We start from the raw sequence: 16,250 nt of genomic DNA, 5'->3' as shown, positions 1-16,250 counted from the left end.
TCGGTGTTTAGGTGTTCCATGGCCCACGTCAGCGCAGGTGTCGAATACGCCCTTCACTGTCTGCTGTACCTTATTGAGGCGGAGGGGACCGGCCAGCCGGCAAGCGCACGCGATCTCGCCGAACTGCAGCGGATCTCTCCTGATTATGTCGCAAAGCTTTTCACGAAGCTCCAGAAGGCGGGCATCGTTGTTGCCCGCGAGGGCATTGGCGGCGGCTTTGCGCTTGCACGCCCGGCAAACGAGATAACGGCGCTCAAGGTTATCGAGGCCGTTGACGGACGCAAGGCGTTGTTCGAATGCAAGGAGATCCGTGGACAGTGCGCGCTCTTCGGCGACCGTACACCCGCATGGGCACAGGACGGCGTGTGTTCCATCCACGCGGTCATGATCGAAGCTGAGAAGCGCGCACGAGAAGTAATGGCTTCCTACACGCTGGCTGCCATCTCTGAACGTGCGGCAGCGAAGGCGCCCAAGGAACACGCCGGTGAAGTAAGGGATTGGCTCGCAGCAAGAACGCCGCAGCGACGCCGCCGCGGCGATCTAGCAAAGACAGAGCAGCGGTGAAGGCCTTGCGCTGTGCCAGTGCGCCGCAAGGCTGCAATCGCTCAGTCTGTCGGGCCAGGCCGAAGGCTTCGAGCACCTTCGCAGTGACGGCGGATCACTCGGCCGCTGACCGACGCGGTAGCACCCAGTTCTGGCGCGGGAAGTGGCAGGTGTAACCGTTGGGATAGCGCTCCAGATAATCCTCGTGCTCTGGCTCGGCCTGCCAGAACTCTCCAACGGGTTCGACTTCCGTCACGACCTTTCCTGGCCACAGGCCCGAGGCTTCGACATCCGCGATGGTATCTTCGGCGACGCGTTTCTGTTCGTTATCGGTGTAATAGATCGCCGAACGATAGGACATGCCGATGTCGTTGCCTTGACGGTTCTTCGTGGTCGGGTCGTGGATCTGGAAGAAAAACTCCAGAAGCCGCCGGTAACTGGTCTTCTCCGGGTCGAAGACGATCTCGATGCCCTCGGCGTGGTTGCCGTGGTTGCGATAGGTCGCATTGGGGACGTTGCCACCTGTGTAGCCGACGCGCGTATCGACGACGCCCGGGAGCTTGCGGATCAGGTCCTGCATCCCCCAGAAGCAACCGCCGGCCAGGACAGCTTTTTTGGTCATTCAGATATCCTCCACCTGGTTTACGAACGCGCCGTAACCCTCCGCTTCCATATCCTCGCGGGGAATGAAACGAAGGGCGGCGGAATTGATGCAGTAACGCAGGCCGCCGCGATCACGAGGCCCATCGGGAAACACGTGGCCAAGGTGACTGTCACCATGCGTGGAGCGCACCTCAGTGCGGATCATGCCATGGGAGGCGTCGCGCAGTTCCGCGACATTTTCAGGCTCGATCGGCTTGGTGAAGCTCGGCCAGCCGCAACCGGAATCGAATTTGTCGGCCGAAGCAAACAACGGCTCGCCGGAAACGACATCGACGTAGATCCCGGGCCGCTTGTTGTCGTTGTACTCGCCGGTGAACGGGCGCTCGGTTCCGCTCTGCTGTGTGACGCGAAACTGCTCGGGAGTCAGTTTTCCGATCGCGTCGTCTGTCTTTCTGTATGTCATTCCCTGTCTCCAATAGGGGCGCCTCGATGGCGCGTTCAATCGACGGCTCCCGTTTGTCGCCGGTGCCGCAGAAATCGCTCTTCAGCGATAGCGTCGTGCTCTGATTCCGGCCGTCAATGGCTAAACTGCCGCCGGGCGATAGCATCAATCTCAGCCCGGGAAATGCCGACGTCTTCGAGCTGATGATCGCTGTATCGACTAAGTTCCAGTGCGGTCTGGCGATATCGCTGATGTGCGCGGACCTTCGATACGATGTAGTTCATAAACATAGCAGGTTCCTTCTGTTCAGTTGGCGAATAGCCGGTGATGGTGTTTCTGCAAGTGCGGCAGAAGCGGCTCCCGCGTTCGTCGATCAGGTTCGGGTCGCTCTCAGTGCTGCGAGAGAATTGACCGCAATCCAGAGCGAGAGGGCGAACAAACCAATGTCCTTGAGCAGGAACTGCCCAGGAACGACCGAGATCGCCGGAAAGCCGAGTTCAGGCACGAATACGCCGGGGGTCGTCACCATGAAGCTGAGTGTTGTGGCGAACAGACCGGCCGAAAGCAGACCGCCGATGAGCGAGTAGATCGGCTTTATCAGTCGTGCCGCGATGAGGGCTGCAATGCTCAACTCGAGGATGCCGAGAAGGCTCGAAAAACCTTCTACGCTGAAGACCGAGTAGGTCCAACTCAGCAAGGGATTGTTGCTGACCAGTCCAACCAGACCTTCCGCCTCGTAGCTCGTGAATTTCATCCCGCCGAACCAGCCGTAAATCACGGCAAGCGAGCCATAGAGGCCGACTTCGGTGCCGATGCGGCCGTGATGGCTGACCAGATCGAATGCACAAGCGGCACTCTGAACCTGTGCGCGCGAGTCCGCAGATACGCTGTCTGTGGGATCATGCGTCATTGTTTCCTCCTTGGTGACAACGGCCAAGCGGTTCGACCTGTGTCGGATTAAAGGATACCGATCTGTATCTTTGTTGCTGATATATACCGATCTGTATCGTTTTTCAATCCGGGTTGCGACATTTCCTCTCGCTGCGCGATGCGCATAGCGTACGAGCCATTTGCATTCTCGTCATTCATTGTTATTTTGATACAAATCTGTTTCGTTAAGGGGGTGAGATGCGTCGTTCGGAGATTCGGGGTCATCTGCTTGAAACCGCATTGCGGCTGTTCAACCTGTATGGCTATCACGCGACCGGCATCGATCTGATCATTGCTGAGGCGGGAGTTGCCAAGACGACGCTCTATCGGCATTTCAAGACCAAGGAAGATCTCATCCTTGCCGCGCTTCAGTCACGCGACGAGCAATCCCGTATAGAGATGCGCAGGTTTGTCGAGGAACGCACGAAGGATCCGACCGAACGTCTCCTGGCGACGTTCGACTTCCTGGAGGGATCGGTTCGCGACAGGCAGTTTCGCGGTTGCATTTTCTTGAGTGCCGCCGGCGAGCATAAGGAAGCCGTCGATCCGGTTTTTCAGGCGGCCTTGATGCATAAGCGTCTGGTGCTTGCCTACTTCGAGGAGCTGGCGCATGCGGCCCGTTTCACCGAGGCAAAACGCATCGCAGATACCATCAACTTGCTGCACGAGGGGGCGACAGCGGTTGCTCAGATGACGCGTAGCGGTGAGCCGGTCCGCCAGAGCAAGCGTATGGCGGTTGCTTTACTTGCCCAGGAGCTTCGAGCTCCGCCGGATTCGTCCGTCGGGAATGTGGAACGGGAACCGCGGGCGCAGCTTTCCGCGACCTGAAGCGGTCGCCAGCCGGTAAGGGGAATATAATGGATCGCCTCGAAGCAATGAAAATGTTGCTGGCCGTTGTCGATGCCGGGAGCATATCTGCCGGCAGCAGAAAACTGAACGCGCCGCTTCCAAGCGTCAGCCGCAAGGTCGCCGAGCTGGAAAAGTACCTGGGCGCGAGCCTCCTCGTGCGAACAAGCCGCAATCTTCAATTGACCGATGCCGGCAGAGAGTACGTCGACGCAGCGCGCAAGATTATGGCAGATCTCGACGAAGCCGAGCGTCGGGCTGCTGGTGAGTATCAGACCCCGCGCGGAATGCTGACGGTGACAATGCCTATCGAATTTGGCGCCCGCTATGTGATGCCGATCGTGCTTGACTACATGGAGAAGCACCCGGAGGTCTCACTTAATCTCCTCTCGCTCGACAGAACTGTTAATCTGGTGGATGAGCAGGTCGATGTCGCGATCCGCCTCGGCGATCTCGAAGATAGCTCGCTTTATGCAGTTCGGGCGGGGGAGTTCCGCCTGCTGACCTGTGCCAGTCCGGCATATCTGCAGCGCCGGGGCGTGCCGGAGCATCCGAGCAATCTCGCAGAGCATGACGGGATACTGTTCAACAAGCGGACTTTCTTCTGGACGTTCAATGTCGATGGTCGTCCCCTCGAGGCGCTTCCGCGCAACCGCCTCGAGGTCAATACAGCGGCCAATTGCGTGGTCGCGGCGGTTGGCGGAGCCGGTATCGCGCGCCTGTTCGACTACCAGGTCCCGGACGAACTCGCCTCAGGGGCTCTCATGCCGGTTTTGAAGGATTTCGACGGAGCGCCCCTGCCGATCCACATCGTCTACTCACGGCAGGGTCCGCTCACGTTGAAGGTCCGCTCTTTCATCGACTGGGCTCTTCCACGCCTTCGTTCTGCATGTGGACGTGGCGAAGCGGCACAGGCTTAGTCGGCAAAGGCGGCGCGAACTTCTCTAATAGTTATTGCCGGATCCTGAAGATGCGGGAAGTGGCCAATCCCGCTCAAGACGTCGAATTGCGCGTTCGTGCGTTCGGCAAACTCCTTGCCCATATCGTGGTGGATATAAATGTCCCTATCGCCCCAGATCACTTTTATCGGCGTTCGGAGCTTGTCAAGATTGGCTTCAAGATAGTCCTGGTCACGATTGAAATGGGAATAATAGAGGGCAAAGGCGTCGGCGCTCGTCATGCCGGCTCGCGTCCAGGAGGCCCTCATTTCGGTTTCAACCTCGGGCGACAGTTCGTACTGAGTTTCCCGCGCGAGGCCGCGGCGATGCACGTTTTGCAGGATCTCGTCGCTGGTCTTGTTCATATAAGCTAGCGTCGGCGTCGCCGTCGGCTCCGCCTTGAGATTCTGCAGGTTCTCGTACATGTACTGCGGCCGATTGAACGGGGCGAAGTCGCCGACAATGATCTTCCTGGCCACGGTTGGTTCTTCGATGGCCAACAGCAATGCGGGAAGGCCGCCGATATCGGAGGCGTAGATGACCAAATTCGATCGGTCGACACGCGTCTTTGCGATATAGGCCTTCAGAAGCCTGGCGTAGTCTTTTGGCGAATACGAAAACTCCGGCGCCGAGGGGCGCGAAGACTGGCCGTAACCAGGCCAGTCGAAAGCATGCACCTCGTAGTCCTTGCTCAATGCTTCCGCGATTTCCTTCCAGACAATCAATGTCTCCGGGAAACCGTGCAGGAAGAGAACTATGCCCTTCGGGGATGCTGGGCTGGTAACCATGCGCCGCAGCGTGATGGTTTCGTCGATCTTGATGAAATCGATCTTCGGCCCCGTCACGGAGATGGAGGCGCCGGCATGTGCGGATGCTGCCGAAGCCATTGCCATGGAAGCGGTTGCGATGAAATTCTTGAGCGGTGGCATAACCATGTCAGGCGTCCTTCTGGTTTATCTGATCCTGCCGACAAGATCCGATGTTCGACTGGTTGCTGGCAGATGGTGTTTCTGAGAGGAAGCCTCTTGAACCAAGCAAAAGCCGTGCTGCGGCATGATGCTTAGTCCAGTGCCCGCTCTTGTGGTGCCGTTCTCTGTCCTTGCTCCCAGCTGTCCCGACCGAGCCACGTGTTCGCATGAGAGGTTGGCTCTCAAATCCGCTGGGTGCTGGCCGCCCGGCTTCGTTCCTAGATTTTCGTTCATTCGCGGATCGTCGGTTTTTGACGTCGATGCTTAGCGAAATAGCGAGACGAAAAATCGCTCGCCTATAAAAGGAAGATCAGAATGAACGATATGACATCCGCCTCGCGAAAAGCGACCCCGGAAAATGCTAGAGCGCTCCCGGGCCACTCAACCGTCGGCACGAACGATCTTGACGCCGCCGCTACCTACTACGACAAATTTCTCGCCGTCTTCGGCATCGGCCGCGTGCTTGTTCAGCCGGGACGCGCTGTCTACTACGGGCATCGTGCCCTCGAGTTCGGCGTGCTCAAACCGTTCAATGGCGAGACGGCCATTGCCGGTAATGGTACCATGATTGCCTTCGAGGCCCGCTCGCGGGCGCAGGTGGATCTCGCCCATGCGACCGCTCTGGAGGCGGGCGGTTCGGACGAAGGCGCTCCCGGTCCGAGAGGCCCTGATGGCGGCGACCCTTACTGTGCCTATTTTCGCGATCCGGAAGGAAACAAATTTCTGATCTACCGCAAAGGGCCCGACGAGGCCTGACCATCAGTAGCCCGGGCCTCTCCAACACCGGCGAGTCCCGGGCTACGTCCAAACCCGTTGGATGACGGATTGTGCGTGTTCGCAAAGGGAACCCTCAAATGGACTTGGAAAATAAGACGGGGCCGGGCCAGCTCACGCGGCGCTCATTTCTGCTTTCGGGTGCTGCGATCGGAGCAGCGGTGGTTGTGCTGCCAGCGACCGGCGCCAATGCCAACATGGATGCGCCGATCAAAAGCGCCGATATCCGCCCCTTCAGGGCCGCGGTTCCCGAGGCCGCCCTTGTGGACCTCAAACGTCGCCTTGCGGCGACACGCTGGCCCGACAGTGCAACCGTCAAAGATCGCTCCCAAGGCGTCGAACAGCAGACGCTCCAGGAACTCATGGCCTACTGGGAGTCTGGCTACGATTGGCGCAGAGCGGAACGAAAGCTCAACGCGTTTCCTCAATTCCTGACGAACATCGACGGACTGGACATTCATTTCATCCACGTGCGCTCGCGCCATGACAGCGCGCTTCCGCTGATCATGACCCATGGCTGGCCAGGTTCTATTTTTGAGTTGCTGGATGTCATCGGTCCGCTAACCGATCCGACAGCTTATGGCGGCAAGGCTAAAGACGCATTCCATCTTGTCGTCCCCTCAATCCCCGGCTTCGGCTTTTCGCAGAAGCCGGCCTCGACGGGTTGGGACGCACAGAGGATCGCGATGGCCTGGGACACGCTGATGAAACGGCTCGGGTATAATCGATACGTTTCGCAAGGTGGTGATTGGGGCGCAATCATCAGCGACGCCCTCGGGCGCCAGGCGCCGGAAGGGCTGCTCGGTATCCACGTCAACCGGATCGAGCGCGGGTCGACTTTCCCGACCGACGCCGCCCAAGCGCTGAAGAGTGGAGGGCCGGCTCCGGACGGCTTGTCAGGCGAAGAGAGGAGAGTTTTCGACGAGGCTCGCGATTTCCTCAACAACGGTTTTGGCTACGCATCGATCCTCAGCACGCGTCCGGAGACGATCGGGTACGGGCTTGCGGATTCTCCGGTGGGTTTGGCGGCGTGGATCTACGACAAGATCGCGGATTGGGTGTTCACACGAGGCCATCCGGAACAGGCTCTGAGCCGAGACGATATTCTCGACAACATCACCTTGTACTGGTTGACCAACACCGGCCCCTCGAGCGGACGCATCTATTGGGAGAACCTCAAGGCGGGGGCTAAGCTCTCCGCTGTCAAGGTTCCGGTTGCCGTAACCGTGTTTCCTGGGGAGGTCTATCGGCCGCCAAGAAAATGGCTGTCAAACGCCTATCCAAAGCTCGTCTACTATAATCGTGCCGCGAAAGGCGGGCACTTTGCCGCGTGGGAGGAACCCGAAATCTTTGCGGAAGAGATCAGGGCCGGTTTCAAGGCCATGCGTTTTCGAAACTGAGCGTTGTTCGGTCGCGGGGAGCCAACCCGACTGATTAGTCGCGGCGTGAAGCTGGGCATGGGGCGTCCGGAATGGCTCTCGGGACTGAGGCCGGTCGCACCCCGCCGCCCACTTTGGCTGATTCATTGGTACCATTCGCGTTCTGCCACCAGTGAGGTTGCCGCCGGCTTCGACGGCGTGGAAATCCACCGAGCCAATGGCCACCCGTTGCAGCAGTTCCTCAATATCACCCGCAGATCGAGGAGACCTAAATGCATCTGGCGCCTACGCTGGCCGCTCGTTCGCCTATGTGCATCTGAAGGACCAGGGACCGGCCAGCTCCCCGGGGCTTTCGGAGGATCTCTTCGCAGCTTCCGTGAAATCTATCCCGCCACGCTCACCCCGGCGCGCGCTGGGCAAAGGCCGTGCCGAAGGGTTCCTGCAGGATGGGCTGATTGATCGTGATGCCTTCGGCCAGCCCTTCATTGCCAAACCCGACCTTGTCGAGCGGCTGCGGCGCGACATCCTGGCAAAGTCCATTCGCGAGACCCATTACGGCGGTGGCGCGCAAGGCTACACCGACTACACGGTCCATCAAGTCACTCCTGAGGCAGAAGCCGCATGACGGCGGTCTAACCTGGCGGCTGCCTTTGCATTCGAATTCCCCAGTTTCTTGGTCCCAGCGAAAATCGCGGACCGCACACATCACGTTGAACAGAATCCCTGGGACGCTGCCGGCTTGGCTCTGCTTCTGAAAACCGCGATTTGTGGGTGCATTTACGTGGCCCATTCTATGCACGCCAGCAGCAGAAGACTTTGCCCGATGAGTGACTGAATGCCATGTCCTCATGCCGTGCGCAAAGGATAGCGGCCGTTTCGCAGCGGGCTCGAGGTCGCCCGATCCACGGGCGACCTCGAGCCCGCGACGACATCATCGACATTGCTCGGTCACTCGTGAGGGCTGGCAGGTGAGAGGCGCTGTGTATCCCTCGGCGCGGCGAGTGCGCAGGCGTAGCGCGGTTTAACAGTGCCAGGTTCGGTTCCGGTGCAGGCGTAGAAGGGGTTGCCGCATCGCCGCGCTTCATGAAACCGATCGTTCGCCCGCACTCCTTGGTGGTTGGTGGAGGTGTTAGATCCCTCAGCCGAACGTGAAAGCGTAGGCTTCCGCACCTGGATCGAGAAATCGGATCTCGAAGTTGCGGGCTTCGATCCGGTCCGACTGACGAACGAGTTGGTAGAGGCGTGTGGCGGTGATCGTGCCGTTGCCATCGTGGTCGGTATCCGCACCATGGTTCTTGCCGGGCGCCTTGCCGTCGATCGTCACTCGAAAGCGAACCGGCTTGCCACCTTCACCGGGACCCAGCACGAGGTGAAGATCGCGGGCCTTGAACCGATAAGTGATGCCCCCGCCGGCGGTGTCGAGCACAGCCCTTTCGGCTTCGACCGCCCAGCGACCGGAAAGGCCCCATTCGTTAAGGCCGGGCTCGGCGACGGAATAGTCGCGCGGCCGGCCCGGGAGCAGACCCTCGGGAGAGGCAAAGTTGGACGCACGCTCGTAGCCGAGGTAGGTTTCACCCGATCCGATATGGCTGAGATCGGGCGCTGCATGTGCACCCTGGGCGTCCGGCGCGACCGTCGCGTCGGCCGCCATCTTGTTTCCGGCTTCGCGCAGCAGATCCTGGATTGCCTGTTCGGTCTGGGCGTAGTTGCCTTCGCCGAAATGATGGTAGCGGATCTGCCCCTTGGCATCGATCAGGTAATGCGCCGGCCAATAGCTGTTCTCGAAGGCGCGCCAGATCCGGTAATCGTTGTCGATGGCGACGGGATAGTCGATCCCAAAGTCCGCAACCGCCGCACGGACATTGTCTATCTTCTTTTCGAAGGCAAACTCCGGGGCGTGGACACCGATCACAACGAGACCCTGGTCCTTGTACTTCTCGGCCCAGGCGCGGACATAAGGAATCGTGCGAATGCAGTTGATGCAGGAATAGGTCCAGAAGTCGACCAGAACGACCTTTCCGCGTAGCTGTTGGTTGGAGAGTGGCGCCGAGTTGAGCCACTGGACAGCGCCGTCAAGCGGAGGGGCGATACCTTCGACTGGCAAATCGCTCAGGAAGGGCTCTTTGGTATCGCGAGCCGTCATGACGGCTGCATTGCTCACGACCTTTGGCGATGTTCGGGTATCGACCCGACCCAGTAAAGCCTGCTCGAAGGACGAGGTGCTTGCGTAGGACAATCGGGCCAAAAGCCCGGTATCGAGGCCGGATGCGACGGTCGCGACGCCGACGAGAACGGCGACGCCGAGACCCTGGCGGATGCGTTCGCTGATATGGAGCGATTGCTTCATCGATGCAAAGATCTTGCCGCCGACAAACAGGGCCACCGCGAGCGATGTCGCGGCACCGCCTGCATAGGCAACAAGCAGCAGCGTGGTCGCGACGTTTGCTCCCTGGAGCGCGGCGCCGGTCAGAACCAGGCCGAGGATCGGTCCGGCGCACGGAGCCCAGAGCAAGCCGGTCGCGATGCCAAGGGTGAGCGAGCCCAACACAGTCGGGCTGCCTTGATGGCCGGCAACGCGGTTGAGCTTGTTGCCGAAGTCGACGGCAGGGCGCGTCAGCCAGCCTGCGACCCGTGGCGACAACAGGCTGGCGCCGAAGAGCGCCAGCAGCGTCAAAGCGGCAAGCCGGCCGTATTCGTTGGCGTGGATGGCCCAGCTGCCACCGACAGCGGCAAGCGTGGCGACGAAGGCGAAGGTGACGGCCATTCCGGCCAGCATGGGCAGCGTGCTCTTCATGAAAGGCTGGCCCGCGCGGGCGAAGACAAAAGGCAGGATGGGGAGGATGCAGGGGCTGAGTATGGTCAGCGCACCTCCGAGATAGGCAATGATAGCGAGCGTCATCGTCGTTTCCCTTGAAATCGATTGCTGCGTCTCCGGAGGGGCGACCCGCTCCAGCAACGCTTGTCATGGAGTTGGAGCGACGTATCCGGGATGTGTCCGGCGCGAGGGGAAAACGTACCGAATTGTACGAACAGGCTGATGGCGCTACACAGCGATACAATAAAGGCCGCTGCGGAAATCAGCGGGATACATGAGCACGGCTTTCTCCCGATCGTCATCGAACGAACGGAGAGCCCCATGTCAGGTGAAATCAATCTCAACCGCCGCCGCCTGTTCGGCATGGCGGCATCGGCTGTCGCTGCTGTTGAATTTGGTCTGCCTGGTGCTGCTCGGGCGCAGTTAGCCGATGCATTGACCATGCAGCGACCGACAGTCAGGCCAGATGCCAACAATTCTTTCGGATCCCTGAACAGCATCAGGGCAGGCGAACTCGAAATCGGCTATGCCGAGGCGGGGGGCGAGCACGATCCCGTCGTCCTGCTACTGCATGGCTGGCCCTATGATATCCATACCTACGTCGATGTCGCGCCTTTGCTCGCTGCCCAAGGCTATCGGGTGATCGTCCCCTATCTCCGCGGTTACGGCACAACCCGGTTCCTTTCGTCTGAGACGCCGCGCAACGGCCAGCAGGCCGCGCTCGCGGCAGACATGATCGCATTGATGGATGCTCTGGGCATCGAAACTGCGATCATTGCCGGCTGTGATTGGGGCGCGCGAACGGTCAACATCATGGCGGCGCTCTGGCCGGAACGTTGCCAAGCCATGGTGTCCGTCAGCGGCTATTTGATCGGCAGCCGGATGGCAAACGCGAAACCGCTGCCGCCTGAGGCGGAGCTTGCCTGGTGGTATCAGTTCTATTTCGCCACCGAACGCGGGCAGTTGGGTTACCGGCAGAACACTCGTCAGTTCGCTGGGTTGATCTGGCGCACCGCATCGCCTGCCTGGCAGTTTGACGATGCGACCTTCGAGCGGTCAGCCCGGGCGCTAGACAACCCAGATCACGTTGCGATCACGATCCATAACTATCGTTGGCGTCTTGGCCTTGCAGAAGGCGAAGCCCGCTTTGATGCTCTTGAGGAAAAGCTTGCCACCGGCCCGAAGATTTCTGTGCCGACGATCACGCTGGAAGGCGATGCGAATGGCGCGCCACATCCTGAACCGTCAGTGTACGCCGCCAAGTTTTCGGGACGATACGAACATCGCACGATCACCGGCGGCATCGGCCACAACCTGCCACAGGAGGCGCCGGAGGCCTTCGCTCAGGCGGTGCTCGATGTCGCCCGGCTCTAACGCAGGCGGTCGCCGCATTGGGAATTGCTCTTCGCGACGACCAGCTTAAAGTCTACGGAACCGGGGCGCGGAGCCGCTCCGGGGACGTCCACCGACAAAGGAAGAAGCCTTGAGATGGAGCATGTCGATCATATCCTGATTGTTGATGACGATCGCGAAATCCGTGAACTCGTTTCCAGCTATCTCACGAGGAACGGCCTCAGAACGACCGTCGCCGCGGACGGTCGCCAGATGCGGAAATTCCTCGAAGCCGACACGGCCGATCTGATCGTACTCGACCTGATGATGCCGGGCGACGACGGGCTTGTGCTCTGCCGTGAACTGCGGGCCGGAAAGCACAAGGCAACGCCTATCCTGATGCTGACGGCTCGCTCCGATGAAACCGACCGGATCGTCGGCCTGGAAATGGGCGCTGACGATTATCTGCCCAAGCCTTTTGCCGCGCGCGAGCTGCTCGCGCGCATCAAGGCCGTGCTTCGCCGTACCCGCATGCTGCCACCCAATCTGCAGATATCAGAGGCCGGTCAGTTGCTTGCCTTCGGCGACTGGCAGCTCGACACAGTTGGCCGTCACCTGCTCGACAAGGAAGGTACGGAGATTGCGCTCAGCGGCGCCGAGTATCGGCTGCTCCGCGTCTTCATCGATCACCCGCAGCGGGTGCTCAACCGCGACCAGCTGCTCAACCTGACCCAGGGGCGCGAAACGGAGCTTTTCGACCGCTCGATCGATCTGTTGGTGAGCCGCCTTCGACAGAGGCTCGGGGATGAGGCGCGCGAGCCGACCTATATCAAGACCGTGCGCAGCGAAGGCTATGTCTTCTCCATGCCTGTCGAGATTTCGGAGCCTCGCCGATGACCGCAGGCGTTGCGCTTCGATCCGGCGGGCTGTGGCCCCGCACCCTCAGGGCGCGGCTTTTCCTCATCTTCTTTGTCGGCCTTGTGATCGCCTATGGACTGGCGTTCAGCGTGCTTTTCGCCGAGCGCTACATGTCTGCGAAGGCCGTGATGCTGGGTACGTTCGAGACCGATATCGCGACGTCGATCGCTGTTCTTGACCGATTGCCAGCCGATGAAAGGGAACCTTGGCTCCAGCGGCTCAGCCGCGGCAATTATCGGCTGGTGCTCGGCGCCGGCCTTCCCGGCGCGCCTGATATGTCGACAAGAGGCCGGGAGATCGCCGGTCGGATCGAGGAGGCAGTGGGGGGCCGCTTTCCTCTGCGCGTGGAGTCCATTCCGGGTGACGACAGACGCCTGCAGGCCCACCTTGCACTCAGCGACGGCAGCCCGCTGACCATCGACGTCATGCCCACAGGCGTAATGCCGATGGCGCAATGGCTTCCCTATGTCCTTGCGATGCAGATGGCACTTCTCGTGTTCTGCGCCTGGTTTGCCGTCAGGCAGGCAATCCGACCGCTTGCGGATCTTGCCTCGGCTGCCGATGCACTGGATCCGAACAGGAGGACCCCGTTGATGAGTGAAGAGGGGCCAAGCGAAGTCGCACATGCCGTCCGCGCCTTCAACGCGATGCGCGAACGGATCGCGCATTACCTCGACGAGCGCGTGCAGATCCTTGCGGCGATCTCACATGACCTGCAGACGCCGATCACCCGCATGCGATTACGGGCGGATCTCGCCGACGATACACCGGAAAAGGAAAAGCTGTTGAATGACCTCGGCGAAATCGAGCGGCTGGTGCAGGACGGCATCGCCTATGCGCGCAGCGCGCATGGCAACGTCGAGAAGCCGTCGCGCATCGAGATCGCCTCGTTCGTCGAGAGCATTTGCTACGACTATCAGGATACGGGCAAGGCTGTGTCGGTTACCGGCGCCGTCGAAGCCAGGATCGAGACCAAGCCGCATGCACTGCGCCGGATCCTATCGAACTTCATCGACAATGCCCTGAAGTTCGCCGGTGCGGCGGAAATCCGCGTCGACCGCAGGCAACAGGGCGAGATCGCCATCACGGTGATGGACCGTGGTCCGGGCATACCGGATGACCTCCTGGAGGCCGCCATGCAGCCCTTCTATCGGCTCGAACAGTCGCGCAATCGGGAAACCGGCGGAACTGGTCTGGGCTTGGCCATCGCCCAACAATTGGCCTCGGCTATCGGCGGCTCTGTTCGGCTTTACAATCGTGATGGCGGCGGGCTGGCTGCCGAGCTGGTGATCTCGTGACGTTGGACCCGACAAGGTTAGGCAGCCATGTGTCCGAGACTGTATCCGGTGCGAGCATAGCTACACATTGATACATTTCCGGCGCTTCTGAAAACATGCCGGATACGCTGGCCTGTCAGAACACACCCCGTCAACACAGTCGCACGGTATGCGACACAAGCGATGGAGTGATCCCGTGACCAAGATCGACAAGGTTATCTATACAGGCAAGACCCGCACCACCGGCGGGCGCGATGGCGTCGCCAGGAGCAGCGATGGCGAGCTCGATATCAAGCTGTCGCCTCCGGGTAGCGCTCGGCCCGGCACTAATCCGGAGCAGCTCTTTGCGGCCGGTTGGTCGGCTTGCTTCATCGGGGCAATGGGCTTTGCCGCTGCAGCCCGGAAGATCAAGCTCCCGGACGACCTTTCTGTCGACACCGAAGTCGATCTTGCCGCGGCCGAGGGCGGCTATCTCCTGCAGGCCCGGATGAGGATCAGCATCCCCGGCATCGATCCAGACGTCGCGCGGGCGCTCGTCGATGAAGCCCATCAGACGTGCCCCTATTCGAAGGCGACACACGGCAACATCAATGTCGAGTTCACTGTCGCCTAGGCAGGCGGCGCAAGCTCCCACTCAAGTCAAAGGAGCATGTGATGAAACTCGCTATCATCCTTGCGCTTTGCTCGGCCGTCGTCTCGACGCCATGCATCTACGATGCGAGCTCGAAAGAGCCTTCGCCTCTCGTTGGCGGCATCACCGCAATGTTCGGCAATACCGTCTCGGCTCTTGCACCTGATGTGCCCATGAGAGGAAGATAGGAGCTCCATGGGGCGATCGGCCATGTCTGGCCGGCCGTCCCAAGGAGGAATTATCGCTTCCACGCGCTCACTGCACGCCGATGCGCGGAGCTTGCGCGGCCAGTTCACGCGGAGATGGACCGCCCGCAAACGACGTGACGAGCGGTGGATGCCAGGGCACAAGCTCACGAAGATCCCGATTCTCCATCGTCATTGCCCTCTCCATCTTGCCCATATGCGCTATCATACCCGACAAGGTCGGTTCGCTGGCGGTTTGCCGCTGAGACTAACGCTAACGCTTACAATGGGCGTGACGAACTGCACTCCTCAACAATAACCTGCCCGCATTCACCGGGGTCCGTCGGGGAACTGAGATTCTGCTGGTCGGATCGGCATTGCCGACCGAAGTGCTTTTACCCATTGACCTCTTACGGTTCATACCGTCAGCACAGATCCGCTAACAGATACAAAATTGCAGTGGCATTACAATTTCTCTTGACGGCGACGCCGGCTTGGGCGAAATTGTAGTCACAGAACAATTCTGGGAGGGATGTCTGTGGACCAGATTAATGGCTCCGTCGGGCTGACGGAGCGGCTGCGGCGTCGACGCAAGGAATTGAAGCTTACCCTGAAGGATGTGGCGGAGAAATCCGGGCTGTCCTTCAGCTTTATTTCGCAGATCGAGCGCGGGCTGACGATGCCTTCGCTGACGTCGCTGCTGGCGTTGTCGCGGGCGCTTGATAGCTCCATCAACCAGTTCCTGGAGCAGCCGGTCGGAGGCGCGGCCGACACCCGCCACAACAAGCGGGTCCCGTATGCAATTGGTCCGAACTCGGCCACCTACGAGCGTCTCTCCACGAAGTTCCCCGGAAGCGTCCTGAGCAGCGCGCTCATCACTGAGCCGCCCGGCCGCCGAACCGAGCCGATGTCGCACGAAGGTGAGGAATTCATCTTCATGGTCGAGGGGGCGCTGACCGTCGAAATCGAGGGGAATGTCTACGTGTTGGAACAGGGCGACTCGCTGCATTACGCCTCAACACGAACCCATACGACCTGGAACCACACGGACCGCATCGCGGTTATGCTCCATACCTGTACGATGGAGTATTTCGGAGACGATCCGGAAGACGCGCCTCACATCGAGACCGAGACCTAGTTGCCGCTCGACTGCCAATGAACGCAGGCAGTTAGAAGATCCCGATTTGAACGCAGTTGCACTGCCCGTTGGCTGACGCCGGCGGGAGAGGGATTTCTGTTGGCTGCAGAGAACGACGGGCAGGGTGAACCGGCTCCGCAAAAGAAAACCGAAATTGATAGCGAGATGTTCATGATCAGAAGTGTGCTGAGCTTGAGGCCCAAAGCCGGCGGGAGCCAGGATCTACTGCGATTCTTTCGGGATCGGCGCATTCCGGAACGCGCCCTTGCGTCGCCCGGATGCCTTGGGGTCGAAGTCCAAGCCCTTTTTCCTGACGGCGACGAGGTGCTCGTTACAGCTCTCTGGGCCTCAGTCGGAAGCTACCAGACCTGGCTGCAGTCCGCCGGGCGCCACGAGGACGGCGTGCAGATGCAGCCTTTGCTTTCCAGTGCTGCTGACGCTGTGGGTGCAGCCAAACTCTACGAGGTCGGTCCGTGCGCCCGGCACGGTGCCTGAAAATATCTTGCCCGTCGGCTAAGGCCGAAGGAGGGC

At 60.3% G+C, this 16,250-nt stretch carries 20 protein-coding genes; 12 read left to right on the top strand and 8 right to left on the bottom strand.

Annotated elements, in window-relative coordinates; translation table 11 throughout:
• Positions 1-18: 18 nt before the first annotated feature.
• Positions 19-564: an RrF2 family transcriptional regulator gene (locus HT585_RS14200; RefSeq protein ID WP_176353552.1), complete on the top strand. Its 546-nt coding sequence runs from the start codon at positions 19-21 to the stop codon at positions 562-564.
• Positions 565-658: 94 nt separating this feature from the next.
• Here HT585_RS14200 and msrA read toward each other — a convergent pair whose 3' ends face one another.
• The 4 genes from msrA to HT585_RS14180 all read right to left on the bottom strand — a co-directional run bounded on the left by msrA (position 659) and on the right by HT585_RS14180 (position 2,498).
• Entirely contained in the window at positions 659-1,165 is a 507-nt protein-coding gene (gene msrA, locus HT585_RS14195) for a peptide-methionine (S)-S-oxide reductase MsrA (protein WP_176353551.1), read from the bottom strand.
• Positions 1,166-1,609, bottom strand: coding sequence for a peptide-methionine (R)-S-oxide reductase MsrB (msrB, locus tag HT585_RS14190; RefSeq protein ID WP_176353550.1), 444 nt, complete (start codon positions 1,607-1,609; stop codon positions 1,166-1,168).
• 113 nt (positions 1,610-1,722) lie between these two features.
• On the bottom strand, positions 1,723-1,878 hold the full coding sequence (locus HT585_RS14185) for a DUF1127 domain-containing protein (RefSeq protein WP_176353549.1): 156 nt from the start codon (positions 1,876-1,878) through the stop codon (positions 1,723-1,725).
• A gap of 83 nt (positions 1,879-1,961) precedes the next feature.
• Positions 1,962-2,498, bottom strand: a complete 537-nt coding sequence (locus HT585_RS14180; RefSeq protein ID WP_176353548.1) for a YkgB family protein — start codon at positions 2,496-2,498, stop codon at positions 1,962-1,964.
• A gap of 218 nt (positions 2,499-2,716) precedes the next feature.
• Between HT585_RS14180 and HT585_RS14175 the strand changes: the two genes are divergently transcribed.
• Both HT585_RS14175 and HT585_RS14170 read left to right on the top strand, forming a co-directional pair.
• Entirely contained in the window at positions 2,717-3,346 is a 630-nt protein-coding gene (locus HT585_RS14175; protein ID WP_176353547.1) for a TetR/AcrR family transcriptional regulator, read from the top strand.
• A 29-nt stretch (positions 3,347-3,375) separates the two neighbouring features.
• Positions 3,376-4,284 carry a LysR family transcriptional regulator gene (locus tag HT585_RS14170; RefSeq protein WP_176353546.1) on the top strand — a complete coding sequence of 303 codons (909 nt, stop codon included), beginning with the start codon at positions 3,376-3,378 and terminating at the stop codon, positions 4,282-4,284.
• Here HT585_RS14170 and HT585_RS14165 read toward each other — a convergent pair.
• On the bottom strand, positions 4,281-5,237 hold the full coding sequence (locus HT585_RS14165) for an alpha/beta fold hydrolase (protein ID WP_425513745.1): 957 nt from the start codon (positions 5,235-5,237) through the stop codon (positions 4,281-4,283). The two genes, HT585_RS14170 and HT585_RS14165, sit on opposite strands and share 4 nt — an antisense overlap.
• A gap of 348 nt (positions 5,238-5,585) precedes the next feature.
• On the opposite strand from HT585_RS14165, the gene HT585_RS14160 reads away from it, so the two are divergent.
• Positions 5,586-6,026 (top strand): VOC family protein, encoded by a 441-nt coding sequence (locus HT585_RS14160; RefSeq protein WP_176353545.1) that lies wholly within the window; start codon positions 5,586-5,588, stop codon positions 6,024-6,026.
• Between the two features lie 98 nt (positions 6,027-6,124).
• Complete coding sequence (locus HT585_RS14155) at positions 6,125-7,444, top strand: epoxide hydrolase family protein (RefSeq protein WP_176354165.1); 1,320 nt, start codon at positions 6,125-6,127, stop codon at positions 7,442-7,444.
• A 376-nt stretch (positions 7,445-7,820) separates the two neighbouring features.
• Here the strand turns inward: HT585_RS14155 and HT585_RS14145 are convergent, their stop codons facing one another.
• Entirely contained in the window at positions 7,821-8,018 is a 198-nt protein-coding gene (locus HT585_RS14145; RefSeq protein WP_176353543.1) for a hypothetical protein, read from the bottom strand.
• A gap of 543 nt (positions 8,019-8,561) precedes the next feature.
• Entirely contained in the window at positions 8,562-10,322 is a 1,761-nt protein-coding gene (locus tag HT585_RS14140) for a cytochrome c biogenesis protein DipZ (RefSeq protein ID WP_176353542.1), read from the bottom strand.
• Between the two features lie 237 nt (positions 10,323-10,559).
• Here HT585_RS14140 and HT585_RS14135 point away from each other — a divergent pair, with 237 nt between their 5' ends.
• The 5 genes from HT585_RS14135 (at position 10,560) to HT585_RS14115 (ending at position 14,584) form a co-directional block, all read left to right on the top strand.
• Positions 10,560-11,612, top strand: coding sequence for an alpha/beta fold hydrolase (locus HT585_RS14135; RefSeq protein ID WP_176353541.1), 1,053 nt, complete (start codon positions 10,560-10,562; stop codon positions 11,610-11,612).
• A gap of 114 nt (positions 11,613-11,726) precedes the next feature.
• On the top strand, positions 11,727-12,467 hold the full coding sequence (locus HT585_RS14130) for a response regulator (RefSeq protein ID WP_176353540.1): 741 nt from the start codon (positions 11,727-11,729) through the stop codon (positions 12,465-12,467).
• Complete coding sequence (locus HT585_RS14125) at positions 12,464-13,786, top strand: sensor histidine kinase (protein ID WP_176353539.1); 1,323 nt, start codon at positions 12,464-12,466, stop codon at positions 13,784-13,786. The genes HT585_RS14130 and HT585_RS14125 overlap by 4 nt, the downstream gene beginning before the upstream one ends.
• Positions 13,787-13,961: 175 nt before the next feature.
• Positions 13,962-14,378: an Ohr family peroxiredoxin gene (locus tag HT585_RS14120; RefSeq protein WP_176353538.1), complete on the top strand. Its 417-nt coding sequence runs from the start codon at positions 13,962-13,964 to the stop codon at positions 14,376-14,378.
• Positions 14,379-14,419: 41 nt separating this feature from the next.
• The gene (locus HT585_RS14115; protein WP_176353537.1) at positions 14,420-14,584 is read left to right on the top strand and encodes a hypothetical protein; all 165 of its coding nucleotides are present in this window, start codon (positions 14,420-14,422) and stop codon (positions 14,582-14,584) included.
• Between the two features lie 67 nt (positions 14,585-14,651).
• Here the strand turns inward: HT585_RS14115 and HT585_RS32085 are convergent, their stop codons facing one another.
• Positions 14,652-14,777 carry a hypothetical protein gene (locus HT585_RS32085; protein ID WP_281410681.1) on the bottom strand — a complete coding sequence of 42 codons (126 nt, stop codon included), beginning with the start codon at positions 14,775-14,777 and terminating at the stop codon, positions 14,652-14,654.
• A 342-nt stretch (positions 14,778-15,119) separates the two neighbouring features.
• Here HT585_RS32085 and HT585_RS14110 point away from each other — a divergent pair, with 342 nt between their 5' ends.
• Positions 15,120-15,719, top strand: coding sequence for a helix-turn-helix domain-containing protein (locus HT585_RS14110; RefSeq protein ID WP_210270415.1), 600 nt, complete (start codon positions 15,120-15,122; stop codon positions 15,717-15,719).
• A gap of 99 nt (positions 15,720-15,818) precedes the next feature.
• Entirely contained in the window at positions 15,819-16,214 is a 396-nt protein-coding gene (locus tag HT585_RS14105) for an antibiotic biosynthesis monooxygenase family protein (protein WP_176353535.1), read from the top strand.
• Positions 16,215-16,250 lie beyond the last annotated feature (36 nt).

The organism is Ensifer oleiphilus (assembly GCF_013371465.1).
Classification (GTDB): Bacteria; Pseudomonadota; Alphaproteobacteria; order Rhizobiales; family Rhizobiaceae; genus Ensifer; species Ensifer oleiphilus.
The sequence above is the reverse complement of the archived record's forward strand: the minus strand, read 5'-3'. Positions and strand labels throughout refer to the sequence as shown.